Annotated in this window: 14 protein-coding genes; 5 read left to right on the top strand and 9 right to left on the bottom strand. The window is 72.0% G+C overall.

Translation table 11 applies throughout. From position 1 onward, the window contains the following. Positions 1 to 493 precede the first annotated feature (493 nt). Positions 494 to 1,747: a phosphatidylserine decarboxylase gene (locus ACGFIE_RS29580; RefSeq protein ID WP_393300719.1), complete on the top strand. Its 1,254-nt coding sequence runs from the start codon at positions 494 to 496 to the stop codon at positions 1,745 to 1,747. 57 nt (positions 1,748 to 1,804) lie between these two features. On the opposite strand, the gene ACGFIE_RS29575 is transcribed toward ACGFIE_RS29580, so the two are convergent. The 3 genes from ACGFIE_RS29575 to ACGFIE_RS29565 form a co-directional block, all read right to left on the bottom strand. Then, positions 1,805 to 2,743 (bottom strand): CDP-alcohol phosphatidyltransferase family protein, encoded by a 939-nt coding sequence (locus ACGFIE_RS29575; RefSeq protein ID WP_393300716.1) that lies wholly within the window; start codon positions 2,741 to 2,743, stop codon positions 1,805 to 1,807. Between the two features lie 346 nt (positions 2,744 to 3,089). Beyond that, positions 3,090 to 3,974 (bottom strand): NUDIX hydrolase, encoded by an 885-nt coding sequence (locus ACGFIE_RS29570; protein WP_393300713.1) that lies wholly within the window; start codon positions 3,972 to 3,974, stop codon positions 3,090 to 3,092. A 157-nt stretch (positions 3,975 to 4,131) separates the two neighbouring features. Then, a complete protein-coding gene (locus tag ACGFIE_RS29565) occupies positions 4,132 to 5,082 on the bottom strand; it encodes an NUDIX hydrolase (RefSeq protein WP_393300710.1) in 951 nt (316 codons plus the stop codon). Positions 5,083 to 5,226: 144 nt separating this feature from the next. Between ACGFIE_RS29565 and ACGFIE_RS29560 the strand changes: the two genes are divergently transcribed. Continuing rightward, positions 5,227 to 5,583 carry a PspC domain-containing protein gene (locus ACGFIE_RS29560; RefSeq protein ID WP_393300707.1) on the top strand — a complete coding sequence of 119 codons (357 nt, stop codon included), beginning with the start codon at positions 5,227 to 5,229 and terminating at the stop codon, positions 5,581 to 5,583. A 7-nt stretch (positions 5,584 to 5,590) separates the two neighbouring features. Here ACGFIE_RS29560 and guaA read toward each other — a convergent pair whose 3' ends face one another. Beyond that, on the bottom strand, positions 5,591 to 7,147 hold the full coding sequence (guaA, locus tag ACGFIE_RS29555) for a glutamine-hydrolyzing GMP synthase (protein WP_393300704.1): 1,557 nt from the start codon (positions 7,145 to 7,147) through the stop codon (positions 5,591 to 5,593). Positions 7,148 to 7,321: 174 nt separating this feature from the next. Here guaA and ACGFIE_RS29550 point away from each other — a divergent pair, with 174 nt between their 5' ends. Continuing rightward, complete coding sequence (locus tag ACGFIE_RS29550) at positions 7,322 to 7,783, top strand: GNAT family N-acetyltransferase (RefSeq protein WP_393300701.1); 462 nt, start codon at positions 7,322 to 7,324, stop codon at positions 7,781 to 7,783. Here ACGFIE_RS29550 and ACGFIE_RS29545 read toward each other — a convergent pair. Then, positions 7,772 to 9,469 (bottom strand): FAD-dependent oxidoreductase, encoded by a 1,698-nt coding sequence (locus tag ACGFIE_RS29545; RefSeq protein WP_393300698.1) that lies wholly within the window; start codon positions 9,467 to 9,469, stop codon positions 7,772 to 7,774. The genes ACGFIE_RS29550 and ACGFIE_RS29545 overlap by 12 nt on opposite strands. 160 nt (positions 9,470 to 9,629) lie before the next feature. Between ACGFIE_RS29545 and ACGFIE_RS29540 the strand changes: the two genes are divergently transcribed. Further along, the gene (locus ACGFIE_RS29540) at positions 9,630 to 10,733 is read left to right on the top strand and encodes an LCP family protein (protein WP_393300695.1); all 1,104 of its coding nucleotides are present in this window, start codon (positions 9,630 to 9,632) and stop codon (positions 10,731 to 10,733) included. A gap of 46 nt (positions 10,734 to 10,779) precedes the next feature. Here ACGFIE_RS29540 and ACGFIE_RS29535 read toward each other — a convergent pair whose 3' ends face one another. From ACGFIE_RS29535 to guaB, 4 genes are all read right to left on the bottom strand, one after another. Further along, a complete protein-coding gene (locus ACGFIE_RS29535) occupies positions 10,780 to 12,240 on the bottom strand; it encodes a M1 family metallopeptidase (RefSeq protein ID WP_393300783.1) in 1,461 nt (486 codons plus the stop codon). A 106-nt stretch (positions 12,241 to 12,346) separates the two neighbouring features. Next, positions 12,347 to 13,768, bottom strand: a complete 1,422-nt coding sequence (locus ACGFIE_RS29530) for a M1 family metallopeptidase (RefSeq protein ID WP_393300692.1) — start codon at positions 13,766 to 13,768, stop codon at positions 12,347 to 12,349. Between the two features lie 155 nt (positions 13,769 to 13,923). Beyond that, positions 13,924 to 15,042, bottom strand: coding sequence for a GuaB3 family IMP dehydrogenase-related protein (locus tag ACGFIE_RS29525; RefSeq protein ID WP_363680331.1), 1,119 nt, complete (start codon positions 15,040 to 15,042; stop codon positions 13,924 to 13,926). A gap of 27 nt (positions 15,043 to 15,069) precedes the next feature. After that, a complete protein-coding gene (gene guaB / locus ACGFIE_RS29520) occupies positions 15,070 to 16,632 on the bottom strand; it encodes an IMP dehydrogenase (RefSeq protein WP_393300689.1) in 1,563 nt (520 codons plus the stop codon). A gap of 194 nt (positions 16,633 to 16,826) precedes the next feature. On the opposite strand from guaB, the gene ACGFIE_RS29515 reads away from it, so the two are divergent. Continuing rightward, a complete protein-coding gene (locus tag ACGFIE_RS29515) occupies positions 16,827 to 17,246 on the top strand; it encodes a DUF5319 domain-containing protein (protein WP_393300686.1) in 420 nt (139 codons plus the stop codon). Positions 17,247 to 17,264 lie beyond the last annotated feature (18 nt).

Below are 17,264 nucleotides of genomic sequence, written 5' to 3'. Positions count from 1 at the left end.
GCGGGCCTTCCGACATGGACCGCAGACCACTCCACCTGGGACGCTCCCGTGCCGGGACCGCCGTCAGAGGCACCGACCGTGGCGATGCGGGCACCGGAGGCGTCCACCGCCGAGATGCGGGCACCGGAGGCGTCCACCGCCGAGATGCGGGCACCGGAGGCTTCGACGGACGCGATCCACCCGGCCTGGCTGGCCCACTCGGCGTCGGAGTCGGAGGCCGCGCCGAGCTCCGACGGGGCCGACGCGCCGACCCGACCCGACCCGAGCACCGCGTCGGCGGACAAGGAGGCGGACGAGCAGGCGGACGAGCGGGAGGGCCGACGGCGGGAGTCCTGACCCTGGTTGTCGGTCCGCGCCGGTGCCACAGCGATGCGGGCGGCGCGGGCAGGCGCATATGCTGGCCGGTGGAGATCTCGCCTCCGCCGGCCGGCCCGTCCCGCCGTGGCGGCCCCGCCGCGATTCCCGTCTCTACCCCGTCAGGAGCCCGCCCGACATGACGCAGTCCCCCGCCGTGCGTACCACCGGCCGGTCCGGTCCGGTCCGCATCGGCGAGCGAGCCGCCCGTACCCTCGTCACCGAGCTGGCCCGGATGAACGACCCGAAGGCCACCCTGCTGGTCGGCGCGAGCCCGGAGTCCCCGGTGCTGGCCGCGGCGATCGAGGCGCTGCTCCCCGGTGACCAGCTCACCGTGGTGCCCGCCGAGTCGTCCGGCGCTACCGTGCTCCGCGAGCACATCACCGCCCAGGGCCGGTGGGTCGCCGATCGGGTACGCGTGGTCGACTCGCTCGCCGACGCCGAGGCCGCCGCCGTGGTCATCGCCGGCGAGGCGTTCACCGGCACCGCCGAGGAGACCCGGAGTGCCATCAACGGGCTGTCCAAGCACCTGACCGACGGCGCGGTGCTGAGCGTGGCGACCACCGCGACGCCGGGCCGGACGACAGGCGCGGCCACCGAGCTGGCCCGGCAGGACGCCCTGTACGGCGTCGGCGGGGATCTGGTGCTTCGCAACACGCCGCCGGTGCGGGTCTACCGGCTGCGGTTCACCCCGGCCAGCCCGGCGGCGGCCGACCGGCTGGCCCCGGCGTACCGGCCGTCGAGCGTGCCGCTGACCCGGGGCATGCACATCGACTCCAACGGGGTGGCCGCGGCGGGCATCACGCTGGGCCTGGCGGCGCTGGCCCGGGTGGCGCGTCCGTCGTCGAAGCTGTGGCTGCTGCCGGCGCTGGCCGCCGGGCCGGTCGCCGCGTTCTTCCGTGATCCCCAGCGGGACGTGCCGGAGGATCCGAACGCCGTGGTGGCCAGCGCGGACGGCAAGGTCCTGTCGGTGCAGCGCCTGCAGGACGAGCGTTTCGGCGACGGCGAGTGGCTGCGCGTCGCGGTCTTCCTCTCCGTGCTGGACGTGCACGTCAACAGGGCTCCGGTCGCCGGCAAGGTGGTGGACTACTTCGTCGCCGACGGCGGCTTCGTCAACGCGATGAAGCCGGACGCCGAGCACAACGTCGCCGCGTACACCGTCCTGGACACCAGCCGTGGCACGGTGGTGGTCGCACAGCGGACCGGCCTGATCGCCCGCCGTATCGTGCAGCGTGCGCCGATCGGCGCGCTGCTGGCCAAGGGCGAACGCTTCGGTCTCATCCGGTTCGGCTCGCGGACCGACGTCTACCTTCCGGCCGAGGCCGCGGACCCGCTGGTGGGGCCGGGCGACAAGGTGGTCGGCGGCTCCACGGTCATCGCCCGCTGGCGCTGACACCGGGACGCGAAAACGGGGCGCCGCTGTCCGCGGCGCCCCGTTTCGTGTGTCGGATCAGGCGGTACGACGCTGGCGCAGCCAGAGCACCGGCCCACTGACCAGGTAGCCCACCACGATCAGGGCGAAGGTGAGCCGGATGTCGACGAGCGCGCCGAGCACCGGGGCCAGCCAGAGCCACGGCGGCAGCTTCACCAGGCGGGCGAGCTTGGCGTACGGGAAGCTCGACACCATCGCGAAGGCGAGCAGCGCCACCCCGGCGACAAGCACCAGGCCGGGCACCGGCAGGCCGATCGCCACTGTCACCGCGAGCACGGCCGCGGCCATGGTGGTGGGGACACCGCAGAAGAAGCGGCCGTCCTTCGGCGAGACGTTGAAGCGGGCCAGGCGGATCGCCGCACACGCCGCGACCAGGAAGCAGGCCACCGCCGCCGCAGCCGTCGACACGGAGCCGGCGAGCGAGGCGTAGACCACCACGGGTGCGGCGAGGCCGAACGAGCACATGTCGGCAAGCGAGTCCATCTGGGCGCCGAACGGGCTCGCCACGCCGAGCCGGCGAGCCAGCGCACCGTCGAGGCCGTCGAAGGCGACGCAGGCGATCAGGCAGAGGGCGGCGATCCGCACCTCGCCCTGCATGGCGAGGAAGATGGCAAGCATGCCGAGCATGAGGCTGGCGAGGGTGCAGGCGTTGACCACGCCGAACTTCATCCGACGGGCCATCGTGCGCTCGCCGGGGAGCAGGGGGATCGACCCGGCGGTGGCCTCGTCGGCGTACGCCATCGGCGGCAGCGCCGGGCTGACGGGCATGACCGCGTCGATCTCCGCCCGGGTGGCGTCGATCGGCGGCCGGCTGAGTCGGTCCAGGCCGTAACGACGGCGCTGGCGGTCGGCGTACCGGTGCTCAGGCAGTGTCAGGTCGGTGGTCCGCAGGTCACCGTCACGGCGACCCACCCGGACCAGCAGCACCTGGCGGGCGAACGTGCTGCTGCGGCGCAACGGGCCCGCCCAGCGACGCCCTGCGGGGCGCGGACTGTCAGTCGTACGACGCCGGCGCCATGGGGCTCTCGGCACGTTTCCTCCATCACCGGATCGGCTTTCCGCCGTTGTGGGGCGGGTGTCCGGCTGTCTCGTGCCGGACCTTGCGTGGCCCGGCAGCCGTTTTGCGGAGTACACCATCGCATAGGGGAACGTGGCTTGGCGATAGCTGCCGGCGGTACTTATCTGGTGCAAACCGCGCGAACCGCCTTGTTATTCCCATCCCGGGCTCGATCGCCCGTTTCCTCCACCATTCCCGTCTCCGACTGTACCGGAGGGTCACCATCTCGGCTCGTCGAGCCGGGTGCTATCGACCCAGCTGTCCGATTGCCGAAGCAGCGATGCCGCTCAGTGCCAGGTCAGCCGTCTCGGCGACGGTGAACCAGCCCGCGCGGGCGGTCGAGCCACCGGCGGACTCGGTCACCACCGCGTCGGTGGGTACGTCCACAAGCACCCGATAGATCACCCGGACGCCGTGCCAGTCGAGCGGACGGCCCTCGGGACCGAGCGCGGCCGGGTTGTGCAGGTTGTCCACGCCGAGCAGTTCCACTACCCGGCCCACCTGGCCGCCCTCCTCCACCAACTCGCGGAGCAGTCCGGTGGTCGGCTGTTCGCCGTGATCGGTGCCGCCGCCGGGCAGGTGCCACTTGCCGGCCCCGGGATAGCCGTCCGCGATCTGGGTGAGCAGAACGCGCCCAGCCGGGTCGGTGACCAGCCCGTACGCCCCGAAGCGCAACCGGCGATCCGGATGCGACGGCGGAAGTGGCTCGGCGGACGGCTGCGCGCCGGCCGGGAGCGGGGTGACCGGCAGTCCGAGCAGTTCGGCGCTGAACGGCGTCAGCGGCAGGCCGGCCGCCTCCTCGGGGGTGACCCAGCGGGCCTCGACCCCGTCGCGCAGCGTGCCGCCATGCACGCTCACCTCGAACAGCAACCGGTCGGTGTGCAGCGAGACGTCGCCCTCCGCGAGGTTGGTCACGTCGGCCGCCACCGCCCGCAGCCGACCGACCGTCACGGTCAACCCGGTCTGCTCGGCAACAACACGAACCACCGCACGCTCAGGGTGCTCGGCGTGGGCGACCGATCCCCCCGGCAAACTCCAGAATTCGGAACCCGCACCGCGCTCCAGAACAATCAAAAACCGCCCGGAATCCCGCAAAACGCCGTAAACCCCAACCCGCCGCACCAGTACCATCCCCCGCCCACTCCCCGCAGACCGCGCCGGCCCTGCGCCATTCCTGCGCCGGCACCCGGCCCCGCCCGTCGATCATGAAGTTATCGCCGTCCATCTCGGCGTGTCCTGACAATAACTTCATGATCACCGCGACGGGTGGGGGTGGGGTTGGGCGGGGTTAGGTTAGGTGGGCTGCTTGGACTGCTTCTGCCGTCACCTCGGTCAGGCGGTTGGCGGGGAGGGCGCCCAGCTCCTCGCGGGCGAACCAGCGCGCCTCGCAGGTGGAGCCGCCCACGTCGGTGATCGTCGGCGCGTTGGGCTCGTCGACGACGACCCGGTAGAAGGCGCGTACGCCGTGCCAGTCGATCGGGTAGCCCTCCGGGCCGAGCGAGGCGGCGTCGCGGTGACTCGCCACACCCAGCAGCTCGACCAGGCGGCCGGCCTGGCCGGTCTCCTCGACAAGCTCCCGGATGAGCGCCGCGCCAGGCTGCTCGCCGTAGTCGGTGCCGCCGCCGGGCAGGTGCCAGCAGCCGGCGCCCGGGTAGCCGTCGGAGATGCGCGTGAGCAGCACCCGACCGGCCGGATCGGTGCACACCGCGTACGCGGCGAAGCGTTGCGCCCGGTGCAGCCCGTCCGGGCCGGGCACCGCGTAGAAGGACGGGAACTCGGGCACCTCGTCAGGCACCACGTCGGCCGAGGAGGCGGGCAGGCCGAGGGCACGCGCCGTGAACGAGCGCAGCGGCAACTCGCGTGCCTCGTCGAGCGTGTACCACCGGGCGAGGTCGGTGGAGCGTTCGCCGACCCGGTCGGCGAGGGTGCCGCCGCGCACCCCGACCCGGTAGATCAGCCGGTCGGTGTGGATGGTGATGCCCCGCTCGGGCAGCGCCCGCATGTCGGCGAGCACGTCGGCCAGGCCCGAGACGGCGACCGAGAGGCCCGTCTCGGCGGCGGTCTCGCGGACGACCGTGTGGTGCGGGTCCTCGCCGTGGTCGACCGCCCCGCCGGGCAGCGACCAGGTGCCGGGGGTGCCGGAGCGCTCCGATGCGCGGACCAGCAACACTCGGCCGTCTGAATCAGCACAAACTGCGTATGCCGCGATCCTGCGAAGCGGCTCCAGCAAGGTGGTCACGGGACCAAATTCTCCCCGGGTCGGGTTACCGGGACGGAAAAGAGTCGGATTCCTGACTCTTTGCTACCCGCTCAGGGATCGGTCAGGGTAAGGATCCGGGCGGTCACCGAGGGCGGGCCCAGCGCCGGCGCGGACCGTGGAGACATGACATCCACCGCCGCTCCCCACGCCCCGTACAAGCAGCTCCGGCGACCCACCACCGACCGCATGGTGGCGGGGGTCGCCAGCGGTCTCGGCCGCTACTTCGACGTCGACCCCACACTGGTCCGCGTGGCCTTCGCGGTCACCGCCCTGCTCACCGGCGGGCTCGCGCTGTTCGCGTACCCCATCATGTGGTTCCTGATGCCCGAGGAGCCCGCCGGCGCACCCGCCTGGCCGCACCCGGCGGGCGTCGCGCCGCAGCCCACCGCCGGGTCCGCGCCCGGTGGCCCCCAGCCGGGGTACGCCCCGACGCAGCCCTACCCGCCGACGACCCCGCCCCACCTGCCGCCGGCCGCGTGAGCCGCGGTCACTCCCACTCGATGGTGCCCGGCGGCTTGCTGGTCACGTCCAGCACCACCCGGTTGACCTCGGCGACCTCGTTGGTGATCCGGGTGGAGATCCGGGCCACCACCTCGTAGGGCAGCCGGGACCAGTCGGCGGTCATCGCGTCCTCGCTGGAGACCGGGCGCAGCACCACGGGATGCCCGTAGCTGCGCCCGTCACCCTGCACGCCGACGCTGCGCACGTCGGCGAGCAGCACCACCGGGAACTGCCACACACCCCGATCGAGCCCGGCGGCGGTCAGCTCCTCGCGGGCGATCAGGTCGGCGCGGCGCAGCAGGTCGAGCCGCTCGCGGTCGACGGCGCCGATGATCCGGATGGCCAGGCCGGGACCCGGGAACGGGTGCCGCCAGACCATCGCCTCGGGCAGGCCGAGCTGGAGGCCGAGCGCCCGGACCTCGTCCTTGAACAGGGTGCGCAGCGGCTCGACAAGCGCGAACTTCAGGTCCTCCGGCAGGCCGCCGACGTTGTGGTGGCTCTTGATGTTGGCGGTGCCGGTGCCGCCGCCGGACTCGACCACATCCGGGTAGAGGGTGCCCTGAACGAGGAACTCCACGTCGCCGTGCGAGGCGATCTCGCGGGCCGCGGCCTCGAAGACCCGAATGAACTCCCGGCCAATGATCTTGCGCTTCTGCTCCGGGTCGGTCACCCCGGCCAGCGCGCCGAGGAACCGGTCGGCGGCGTCGACCACCTTCAGCTTGATGCCGGTGGCCGCCACGTAGTCCTTCTCGACCTGCTCGGCCTCGCCCGCGCGCAGCAGACCGTGGTCGACGAACACGCAGGTGAGCTGGTCACCGACCGCCCGGTGCACGAGCGCGGCGGCGACCGCCGAGTCCACCCCGCCGGAGAGGCCGCAGATGACCTCCTTGTCGCCGACCTGGGCGCGGATCCGGGCGATCTGCTCGTCGATGATGTTCTCGGGCGTCCAGGTCGGTTCGATGCCGGCGATGTCGTACAGGAAGCGGGTAAGCATCTCCTGACCGTGCGCGGTGTGCCCGACCTCCGGGTGGAACTGCACGCCGGCCCGCCGCCCTGCCACGTCCTCGAAGGCCGCCACCGGAGCGCCCGCCGACTCGGCGGTCACCGTGAAGCCCTCGGGCGCCTCGGTGACGCAGTCGCCGTGGCTCATCCAGACCGGCAGGTCCGCCGGCAGGTCGCGCAGCAGCACTCCGGGGTCGAGGAGGCGGGGGCGCAGCGGCGTGCCGCCGTACTCGCGGTTGCCCGTCTGCGCGACGGTGCCACCGAGCGCCTGGGCCATCGCCTGGAAGCCGTAACAGATGCCGAAGACCGGCACGTCGGCGGTGAACACGCCGGCGTCGATCTGCGGGGCGTCCGGCGCGTACACGCTGGCCGGACCGCCGGAGAGGATGATCGCGGCCGGGTTCTTCGCCAGCATCTCGGCGACCGGCATCGAGTGCGGCACGATCTCGGAGTAGACCTTCGCCTCGCGGACCCGGCGCGCGATGAGCTGGGCGTACTGGGCTCCGAAGTCCACCACGAGGACGGGGCGAGGCAGGCTCATGTGCGCAAAGCCTACCGACAGTCACCGCCGGCCCGAGCCGCGCCCCACGCAGTTCGCGCCTCGTCGCCGACGTCCACCGGTACGTCCGCGATGTCCGGTGGGGCCGCGACGGCGCTCCGCGCGCCGATACGGTGCCCAGCGAAAACCTCACCCGGACCGAACAGGGGCACGCCGATGACCGAGGTGACCATCCGAGCCTTCCGTCCCGAGGACGGCGAGGTGCTGTCGGCCCTGGTCATCCGCTGTCTGCGCGAGGTGAACAGCCGCGACTACCCGGCCGAGCTGATCGACCGGATGTGCGCCCACTTCACCGCCGACCGGTTCCGCGAGCTCGGCGTCGAGCGCCGGATCTACGTTGCCGAGCAGGACGGGCGGCCGGTCGGCACGGTGTCCCGCGACGGCAACAAGGTCTACACCATGTTCGTCGACCCGGACGCGCACGGCCGCGGCGTCGGCCGCCGGTTGATGCGACACGTCGAGGAGCTGGCCCGGGCCGAGGGGCACGAGTTCATGGAGACCGGCGCGAGCCTCACCGGGCACGGCTTCTACAAGCGGATCGGTTACACCGACGTACGGGTCAGCGACACCATGTTCGGCATCAACCACATCCTCCGCCGCCCGCTGTCAGGGGCGTAGCGCGGCCGGTGCGTCCGGCGGCACCGCCGGCCGTCGGGGCGGCACCGCGTCGAGTCGCCGGTACGGATCCCCGAGCGCCGGCCGGGGATCCTCCTCACCCCGGTTGGGCCAGAAGGACATCGCCCGTTCCGCCTGCGCGGTGATCGTCAGCGACGGGTTCACGCCGAGGTTCGCCGACACGGCCGCGCCGTCGACGACGTGCAACCCCGGGTGGCCGTACACCCGGTGCCAGGGGTCGATCACCCCGTCGGCGTCGGTGGCGCCGATCACCGCCCCGCCCAGGATGTGCGCGGTGATCGGGATGTCGAACGGTTCGGTGAGCGAGCCACCGGGGGTGCCCCCGATCTCCTCGGCGAGCAGCCGCGTGGCGGTGTTGCCGGCCGGGATCCAGGTCGGGCTCGGGATGCCGTGGCCCGGCCCGGTGACCAGCCGACGACCGAAGATGCCGCGCCGCCAGCGGGTGGTGAGCGAGTTGTCCACCGACTGCATCACCAGGGCGATCACCGTCCGCTCCGACCAGCCGCGCACCGACAGCATCCGGGCGGCCAGCCCCGGTTGACGCACGATGCTGCCCAGCCAGCGCCGGACGCGGTGCGGGCCGCCGTCGACGAGCAGCGACTGGAGCAGCCCCATGGCGTTGGAGCCGCGCCCGTAGCGGACCGGCTCGATGTGGGTCTGCGGGTCGGGGTGGAACGAGCTGGTGATCGCCACCCCCTCGGTGAAGTCCAGCCGCTCGGAGCGGGCCCGTCGGTGGTCCACCGAGGCGCCCAGGATCGCCTCCGAGTTGGTCCGGGTCAGCTCGCCGAGGCGGGGCGAGAGCCGCGGCAGCGCGCCGTCGGTCCTCATGGCGTGCAGGAGGCGTTGGGTGCCGAGCGCCCCGGCGGCGAAGACCACCTGGTCGGCGTGGATCACCTGCCGCCGTCGGCGCGACCAGGCGCCGGTGCGCTCGGTGTGCACCTCGTACCCGCCGTCGGCGGCCGGGCGGACGGCCGTCACAGTGGTCAGCGGGTGCACTGTGACGCCCAGCCGCTCGGCGAGCCACAGGTAGTTCTTGACGAGCGTGTTCTTGGCCCCGTGCCGGCAGCCGGTCATGCACGAGCCGCAGTGCAGGCAGCCGGTGCGTTCCGGGCCGACGCCGCCGAAGTACGGGTCGGCGACGCGCTGACCGGGGCGGCCGATGTGCACGCCGACGGGGGTGGCGTGGAAGGTGTGGCCGACCCCCATCCGGTCGGCCACCGCCCGCATGGCGCGGTCCGCCCCGGTGTCCATCGGGTACGTGGTGACGCCGAGCATCCGCTTCGCCTGGTCGAAGTGGCGGGCCAGCTCGTCGTGCCAGTCGGTGATGTCACGCCACTGCGGGTCGGCGTAGAACGCCGGCAGCGGCTCGTAGAGGGTGTTCGCGTAGACCAGCGACCCGCCGCCCACCCCGGCGCCGGAGAGCACGAGCACGCCGCCGCCGGATCGCCGGGTGGCCGGACGGAGCAGGGTGAGCCGCTGGATGCCGTAGCAGCCCAGCTTCGGCGCCCACAGGAACCGGCGGGCCCGCCAGGACGTCTGCGGGAACTCGTCGTCGGCGAAGCGGCGGCCGGCCTCCAGGACGCCTACCGAGTAGCCCTTCTCGGCCAGGCGGAGCGCGGTGACGCTGCCACCGAAGCCGGACCCGATGACGACCACGTCGTACCGCATGGACGCATCATTACCCGCGAGTAGCGCTCGCGCCAGCGGCAGTTTTCGCGCGATCATGCACCGGCCGTCCGACCCGGCGCCTCCCGGCCGCAACCTGGGGCACCCGTCGGAGCGTTGTTCCGGATACGGGTGGAAGGAAACCACGATGATCCTGGGGTCGATGGAACCGCGACGGCGGTGGCTGGTTCTCGGGCTGGCGGCCCTCGCCGTCGTCGCGCTGATCGCGGGCGGCGCGGTGGTGATCACCCGGCTGACCGGGGGCGACTCGCCCGCCGGCACTCCGGTGGCCGGCCCGCCGAGCCCGTCGCCGATCGGCACGCCCACTCCCAGCCCGAGCGGCCCGCCGCGGGGCGCGACCATCACCGGCCCGCTGACGCTGCTGCTGGTCGGTGTGGACACCCGGGTCAGCGTGCCCGGCTGGGAGCCGCACTCCGACGCCGTGCTGGTGCTGCACGTGCCGAAGGGGCTGGGCCGGGCGTACCTCTTCTCGCTCCCCCGCGACCTGCTCGTGGACATCCCGGCGTTTCCCAAGTCCGGCTACAAGGGCGGCCGGACCAAGCTCACCCACTCGATGAGCTTCGGCAGCCGGGTGCCCGGCAAACCCAAACAGCCGAGCACCGCACAGGGGTACGAGCTGCTGCGGAGCACGGTGAGCGGCTACACCGGGCTGCGCATCGACGCCGGCGCGGTGCTCACCTTCACCGGCTTCGACAAGCTGGTGAACGCCCTCGGTGGGGTGGACATCTACGTCGACCAGCGGGTCGTCTCCCTGCACCGCAAGCCGGACGGCAAGTACCGGGACAGCGCCCCCGGCGGATACACCGGGCCGCAGCAGGTCTACGAGAAGGGCAACCAGCACCTCAACGGGTGGCAGGCGCTGGACTACGCGCGGCAGCGCTACATCGCCGGTGGCGACTACGCCCGGCAACGCCACCAGCAGCAGTTGGTACGGGCCCTGGCCCGCAAGATCCTCGATGAGGGCCTGGCCCGGCAGCCGGAGCGCGTCGACCAGGTGGTCGCCGCGCTCGGCGACACCCTGGTGTACGTGGGCGGCAACCGGATCGTCGACCTGGCGTACGCGCTCGGCGGAGTGCCGGAGAACAAGTTCGTGCTCGTCGGCCTGCCCGGCTCGGGTGTCGGCAAGGGCAGCGCCTACCAGGGTGAACAGCTCACCAGCGAGGGCCGGAAGTTCCTCGGCGAACTCCGGGCCGGCCGCGCCGACGCGTACCTCGCGGCGCACCCCAAGCTGGTCGTCAAGACCTGAACCCGGGCCAGGACCTCGGTCGAGCCGAGGTCCTGGCCGGCGACTCCTAGAGCTTCTTGGGCTGGGCGGGCTTCTTGGTGCCGTTGAGCCACGCGTCGAAGAGAGCATCGAGCTGCTTGCCAGAGATCCGTTCGGCGAGGGCCACGAACTCGGCGGTGGTGGCGGTCCCGTTGCGCTTCTCCGCCGCCCAGGTCTTGACGATCTGGAAGAACGCCTTGTCGCCGACCGCCACCCGCAGCGCGTGCAGGGTCATCCCGCCGCGCTGGTAGACCGACTCGCTGAACAGGTCCTTCATCCCCGGCTTGCCCGGCGGGGTCTTCCACACCGCGACCGGCACCCGCTCGTAGCGGATGTCGAACGCCTGCTTGGCGGTGTACCGCTTGGTGTGCTCGGCCCACAGCCACTCCGCGTACGTCGCGAAGCCCTCGTTGAGCCAGATGTCCTCCCACTTGGCCAGCGCCACGCTGTCGCCGAACCACTGGTGGGCCAGCTCGTGGGCGACCACCTCGGTGTTCTCGCCACCGCGGAAGAAGCCGGCCGAGTAGACCGGGCGGCTCTGCGTCTCCAGCGCGTACGCGATCCGGCTGTCCGAGACGACCACACCGCCGTACGCGTCGAACGGGTACGGCCCGAAGACGCTCTCCAGGTAGTCGGTCACCTTGACGGTCTGCGCGATCGACGCGTCCGACGCGCCCTTGGCCACCTTGGTGGTGACCGCGCTGTAGACCGGCTTCCCCTTGTGCTGGCCGGTGGTGATCCGGAACTTGCCGATCACCACGGTGCTCAGGTAGCTGGCCATTGGCGACTTCTCCGACCACTTCCAGGTGGTCCAGCCGTCAGTGGTGGTGTTGCCGCCCGGCACGCCGTTGCTGACGGCGGTCAGGCCCTGCGGGACGGTGATCTCGAAGTCGTACGCGGCCTTGTCGGACGGGTGGTCGTTGACCGGGAACCAGGTGCTCGCCGACTCCGGCTGGCCCAGCGCGATCGCGCCGTCGGAGGTGTGCAGGAACCCACCCTCGCCGAGCACCTCGTTCTTCAGCGGCTTCGGCACCCCCTCGTACACGATCTCCGCGACGAACCCGTTGCCCGTGATCAGACCGGCCGCCGGCTTGATCACCAGCTCGTTCCTGTCCCGGCTGTGAGTGGCCGGCGTGCCGTCGACGGTTACCGACTTGACTGTCAGACCGGCCAGGTCGAGGTTGAACGTCGACAGGTCCGCCGTCGCCGTGGCCTGCACGGTGGCCGTACCTTTGAGGGTGTCCTTCGCCGGGTCGTAGCGCACCTTGACCGTGTACTTCCCGACGTCGTACCCGCCGTTGCCGTACGTCGGAAAGTACGCGTCGCCGACCCCGGCCGCCCCGGGCGTGAAGGTCCGCGAGGGCGTCGGGGAAACGCTCGGCGACGGCGCCGCCGCCTCCGGTGTGGACGAGTCACATCCGGTCAGCACGAGCGTCCCGGTCACCAGCAGAGCCGCGCTCACCCGCAGCCCGTGCCGTGTTTCCCGCATCATGAACCCTCCCCGTACGCCCGGTGCGGGTGGCCTCGGCCGCCCCGCGACCGGCGCTCCTGGCCGATCGCAGGCGGCAGCCTATCGACAGATGATCACGGCGTCGTCACGGCGGGGTGGGCGCCGCGCCGCCCACCAGCCAGGCGTCGAAGAGGGGCCGCAACTGTCGATTCGCCACCCGCTCGGCCAGCGCCACGAAGTCCGATGTGGTGGCGGTGCCGTTGGCCCGCTCGGTGGTCCAGGTGCGCAGGATGCGGAAGAAGGTGTCGTCGCCGACCGCCCGACGCAGGGCGTGCACGGCGAGCGCGCCACGCTTGTAGACGGCGGTGCCGAACATCCGCTCCCGTCCCGGCTCGACCGACGGCTGTGACCAGTCGGTCGACGCGTACTGCAGCTCGAAGTTGCGCTGCGCGGTCCGGCCGCCGTCGTGCTCCTCCCACAGCCACTCGGCGTAGCTGGCGAAGCCCTCGTTGAGCCAGATGTCACTCCACCGGTGCAGCGACACGCTGTCGCCGAACCACTGGTGGGCCATCTCGTGCGCCACCACGCCGGGGTTGGGATGGTCGTCGGTGAAGAAGGCGGGTCCGTAGACCGGCCGGGACTGGGTTTCCAACGCGTACCCGATCCGGTCGTCGGCGACCGCGATGCCGCCGTACGAGTCGAACGGGTACGGGCCGAAACGGCTGGCCAGGAAGTCGACGATCTCGCCGGTGCGGGCCAGTGAGCCGGCCGCCCCACCGTTCGTCGGCAGGCTCGCCGCGACCGCGCTGACCAGGGGTCGTCCGGCGTGCTCGCCGGTGGCCACCCGATAGTTGCCGATCACGAGGGTGCTCAGGTAGCTGGCCATCGGGGTGCGCTCCGACCAGCGCCAGGTGGTCCACCCGTCGGCGCTGCTCTTCGGGCCGGGCACCCCGTTGCTCAGCGCGGACAGTCCGTCCGGGACGGTCACCGCGACGTCGTAGCTGGCCTTGTCCGACGGGTGGTCGTTGACCGGGAACCAGGTGGCCGCCGAGTCGGGCTGACCGAGAGCGATCGCCCCGTCGGCGGTGTGCAGAAAGCCGCCGCTGCCCAGCTCACCGTCGGTGACGGCGGTGGGCACGCCGGCGTACTCGATCGCCACGGTGAAGGACCTGCCGCGCGGAAGCCCGTCGCGCGGGGTCACCACCAGCTCGCCCTCGTCGCGGCGATGCGTGGCGCGCTCGCCCGCGACGGTGACCGCGCCGACGTCCAGGCCGACCAGGTCCAGGTTGAACCGGGACAGATCCTGGGTGGCCGTCGCCGTGATGGTCGCCCGTCCGGTGAGCCGGTCGGTTCCCGGGTCGTAGCGGACGTCCAACCCGTAGTGCGTGACGTCGTAGCCGCCGTTGCCGTGGCCGGGCACGTACGGGTCACCGGCGTCCGCGGCGCCGGGTCGGAACCCGCCGTCGTCGTCGCCCGTGCAGCCGGCCGCGGTCAGGGTGACGGCGCAGCTCAGCACCAGGGCGGCGGCCAACCGGCGGCGGGACGGTGCGCGTCCGCTCAGGACCATGCACGACTCCTTCTGCGCCATCCCCGGGTCAGGACGAGCGTAGCCAGCGAGACGCCGTCCGATGCCCGTATCGAGGGCGAGCCCCGCGCGGCGGACGACGAAAGGCCGGCCCCGCGGGATCGCGGAGCCGGCCTTCCAGCGTCGACGAGGACTTCTCAGCGGTCGAGGACCAGGCCGACCTTCTGGAACTCCTTGAGGTCGCGGTAACCGCACTTGGCCATCGCCCGGCGCAGCCCGCCGAACAGGTTGAGCTGACCGTCGGCCTCGTCCGCCGGGCCGAAGAGCAGTTGCTCCATCGACCCGAGCGGCTCACCGGCGACCTCGAACGCGCCCCGGGGCAGCGACGGGTGGCTGGCCGCCGAGTGCCACCAGGCACCGCCGGCGGGCGCCTCGTCGCAGAGCGACAACGGCTCGCCGAGCATCACCGCGTCCGCGCCGCAGCCGAGGGCCTTGGCGATGTCGCCGGAGGTCTGGATGTCGCCGTCGGCGATCAGGTGGACGTACCGGCCGCCGGTCTCGTCGAGGTAGTCCCGGCGGGCCGCCGCGGCGTCGGCGATCGCGGTGGCCATCGGCACCCGGATGCCCAGCACCGACTCGGTCGTCGACCACTCGTCGCCGCCGATCCCGACGATCACGCCGGCCGCGCCGGTACGCATCAGGTGCAGCGCCGTCTTGTAGTCGGTGCAGCCGCCGACGATCACCGGCAGGTCGAGGTCGGCGATGAACTCCTTGAGATTCAGGGGCTCGTCGGTCGTCGACACGTGCTCGGCCGACACGATGGTGCCCTGGATGACCAGGATGTCCACCCCGGCGTCCAGGATGACCGGTGCCAGCGCCAGGGTGTGCTGCGGGGAGACCCGCACCGCCACCGTGCCGCCACCGGCGCGCAGCTCCCGCACCCGCTCGGCGATCAGGTCCGGACGGATCGGCTCCGCGTACACCTCCTGGAGCCGCTTGGTGGCGCGGGCCTCCTCGTCGAGGCCGGCCAGCTCCTCCAGCACCTTCGTCGGGTTCTCGTAGCGGGTCCAGAGCCCCTCGACGTTGAGCACGCCGAGACCGCCGAGCTGACCGAGCCGGACCGCCGAGGACGGGCTCATCGTGGCGTCCGAGGGGTGCCCGACACAGGGGATGCCGAACGGGTACGCGTCGAGCTGCCACCCGGTCGAGACGTCATCGACGTCCCGGGTCCGGCGGCTCGGCACGATGGCGATGTCGTCCAGGTGGTAACCGCGCTGCGCGGTCTTGCCCAGCCCGATCTCGACCACGTCACGCATGGGGGACTCCAGGTTGTTGGGGGATGGTCAGCGGGAGTGGTAGTTGGGCGCCTCGACGGTCATCTGGACGTCGTGCGGGTGGCTCTCCTTGAGCCCGGCTGCCGTGATCCGGATGAGCTGACCGCGCTCGTGCAGCTGGGCGATGGTGGCCGCGCCGCTGTAGAACATGCCCTGACGGAGACCGCCGGCGAGCTGGTGGACCACCTGCGCGAGCGAGCCGCGGTAGGGAACCTGACCTTCGATGCCCTCCGGGATCAGCTTGTCATCCGAGCTGACGTCGCCCTGGAAGTAACGGTCCTTGGAGTACGACTTCTGCGCGCCGCGGGTCTGCATCGCGCCGAGCGAGCCCATGCCCCGGTACGACTTGTACTGCTTGCCGTTGATGAAGATCAGATCCCCGGGGCTCTCCTCGCAACCGGCCAGCAGGCTGCCGAGCATCACCGAGTCGGCGCCGGCCACCATGGCCTTGGCGATGTCCCCGGAGTACTGCATGCCGCCGTCGCCGATCACCGGCACACCGAGCGGCCGGCAGGCCCGGGCCGCCTCCATGATCGCGGTGATCTGCGGTACACCGACCCCGGCCACGACCCGGGTGGTGCAGATCGACCCGGGGCCGACCCCCACCTTGACCGCGTCCGCGCCGGCCTCGGCGAGCGCCCTCGCGCCGGCGTACGTGGCCGAGTTGCCGCCGATGACCTGGACCTGGGTCTCCCGCTTGAGTCGGGAGATCATCTCCATGATGGCCCGGCTGTGGCCATGGGCGACGTCGCAGACGATCACGTCGACGCCGGCGTCGATCAGGGTCCGGCCCCGCTTGTACGCCTCGTCGCCGAAGCCGATGGCGGCGGCGACCCGCAGCCGACCCGAGTCGTCCTTGCTGGCGAGCGGGAACTGCTCGCTCTTGGTGAAGTCCTTGACGGTGATCAGGCCCCGGAGCCGACCGTCGGCGTCCACGAGCGGGAGCTTCTCGACCTTGTGCCGGCGCAGCAGCTCCAGCGCGTCGGGCTTGCTCACCCCGACTGGCGCGGTGATCAGCGGAGTCCGGGTCATGACCTCGTGTACCGGGGTGTCCAGGTCGGTGACGAAGCGCATGTCGCGGTTGGTGATGATGCCGACCAGCTTCCCGGCGGCGTCGGTCACTGGCAGCCCGGAGATGCGGAACCGGCCGCAGATCACGTCGACGTCCCGCACGGTGTCCTCCGGTGAGCACGTCACCGGGTTGGTGATCATGCCGGACTCGGAGCGCTTGACCAGGTCGACCTGCTGGGCCTGGTCCTCGATCGAGAGGTTGCGGTGCAGCACGCCGATGCCACCCTGCCGGGCCATGGCGATCGCCATCCGGGCCTCGGTCACGGTGTCCATCGCGCTGGAGACGAGCGGGAGTGCGATGTCGATCTCGCGGGTCAGTCGGGTGCCGGTGTCGATGTCGTGCGGCGCGATGTCCGACTCGGCGGGCTGGAGCAACACGTCGTCGAAGGTGAGCCCGAGCGGGATGACCCGCGCCGAGCCGGCCGGCAGCTCCGGCAGGTGGCCGCCGATCTCGCCGGGGTCGGCCCCGGTCAGCTGGTCGGCGCTGGGCGAATTCTCCACGATTGCTCCCATGAGCTGCTCGGACGGGCTTCAGCGAGGTAGCGCGCGGGCACCGGCGCACGCCGGGCTGACGGCATGTGCGTTCATCGTACCCACTGAGCTGCGCCGCCCCGGTCGGTGCCGGCGCGGGTCCGCGAGGCCACCAGGAGCGGCGCGGGGACGCGGCGCGCAGGGGTTGGGTCTACGGTGAGGGGGTGCACGACGAGCCCATCGACCCGTTCAACGGCGACCCGGCCGACCCGACCGCGGGCCTGGACGACCCGGGCGACGACGCGACGCCGGATCCGCTTACCGACGTCGAGCGGCAGGATGTGCTGGAGGACCTCGCCGACCTGGAGATCTACCAGGCCCTGCTGGCGCCCATCGGGGTGCGCGGCCTGGTCATCGAATGCGAGGACTGCCGGGAACCGCACTACTTCGACTGGGACCTGCTGCGCGGCAACCTGCGGCACCTGCTCAACTCGGGGCGGCCCCGGGTGCACGAGCCGGCGTACGACCCGGATCCGGATCACTACGTCACCTGGGACTATGCCCGCGGGTACGCCGACGGGGTGCACGACACCCTGACCGAGGGCACCGAGGACGACCCGGGCGCCGCCCCCAGCGCCGACTGATCGCTGGCTGACGCCGCC

This window comes from Micromonospora sp. NPDC049275 (genome assembly GCF_043197115.1).
Taxonomy (GTDB): domain Bacteria; phylum Actinomycetota; class Actinomycetes; order Mycobacteriales; family Micromonosporaceae; genus Micromonospora.
This window is presented reverse-complemented; position numbering and strand designations above follow the sequence as displayed.

What these genes read in the sequence shown, in the direction of transcription:
- ACGFIE_RS29580 (WP_393300719.1), top strand. Translation starts at nt 494, where the DNA reads ATGACGCAGTCCCCCGCCGTGCGTACCACCGGCCGGTCCGGTCCGGTC.
- ACGFIE_RS29570 (WP_393300713.1), bottom strand. Translation starts at nt 3,974, where the DNA reads ATGGTACTGGTGCGGCGGGTTGGGGTTTACGGCGTTTTGCGGGATTCC.
- ACGFIE_RS29560 (WP_393300707.1), top strand. Translation starts at nt 5,227, where the DNA reads ATGACATCCACCGCCGCTCCCCACGCCCCGTACAAGCAGCTCCGGCGA.
- guaA (WP_393300704.1), bottom strand. Translation starts at nt 7,147, where the DNA reads ATGAGCCTGCCTCGCCCCGTCCTCGTGGTGGACTTCGGAGCCCAGTAC.
- ACGFIE_RS29550 (WP_393300701.1), top strand. Translation starts at nt 7,322, where the DNA reads ATGACCGAGGTGACCATCCGAGCCTTCCGTCCCGAGGACGGCGAGGTG.
- ACGFIE_RS29545 (WP_393300698.1), bottom strand. Translation starts at nt 9,469, where the DNA reads ATGCGGTACGACGTGGTCGTCATCGGGTCCGGCTTCGGTGGCAGCGTC.
- ACGFIE_RS29540 (WP_393300695.1), top strand. Translation starts at nt 9,630, where the DNA reads ATGGAACCGCGACGGCGGTGGCTGGTTCTCGGGCTGGCGGCCCTCGCC.
- ACGFIE_RS29535 (WP_393300783.1), bottom strand. Translation starts at nt 12,240, where the DNA reads ATGCGGGAAACACGGCACGGGCTGCGGGTGAGCGCGGCTCTGCTGGTG.
- ACGFIE_RS29530 (WP_393300692.1), bottom strand. Translation starts at nt 13,768, where the DNA reads ATGGTCCTGAGCGGACGCGCACCGTCCCGCCGCCGGTTGGCCGCCGCC.
- ACGFIE_RS29525 (WP_363680331.1), bottom strand. Translation starts at nt 15,042, where the DNA reads ATGCGTGACGTGGTCGAGATCGGGCTGGGCAAGACCGCGCAGCGCGGT.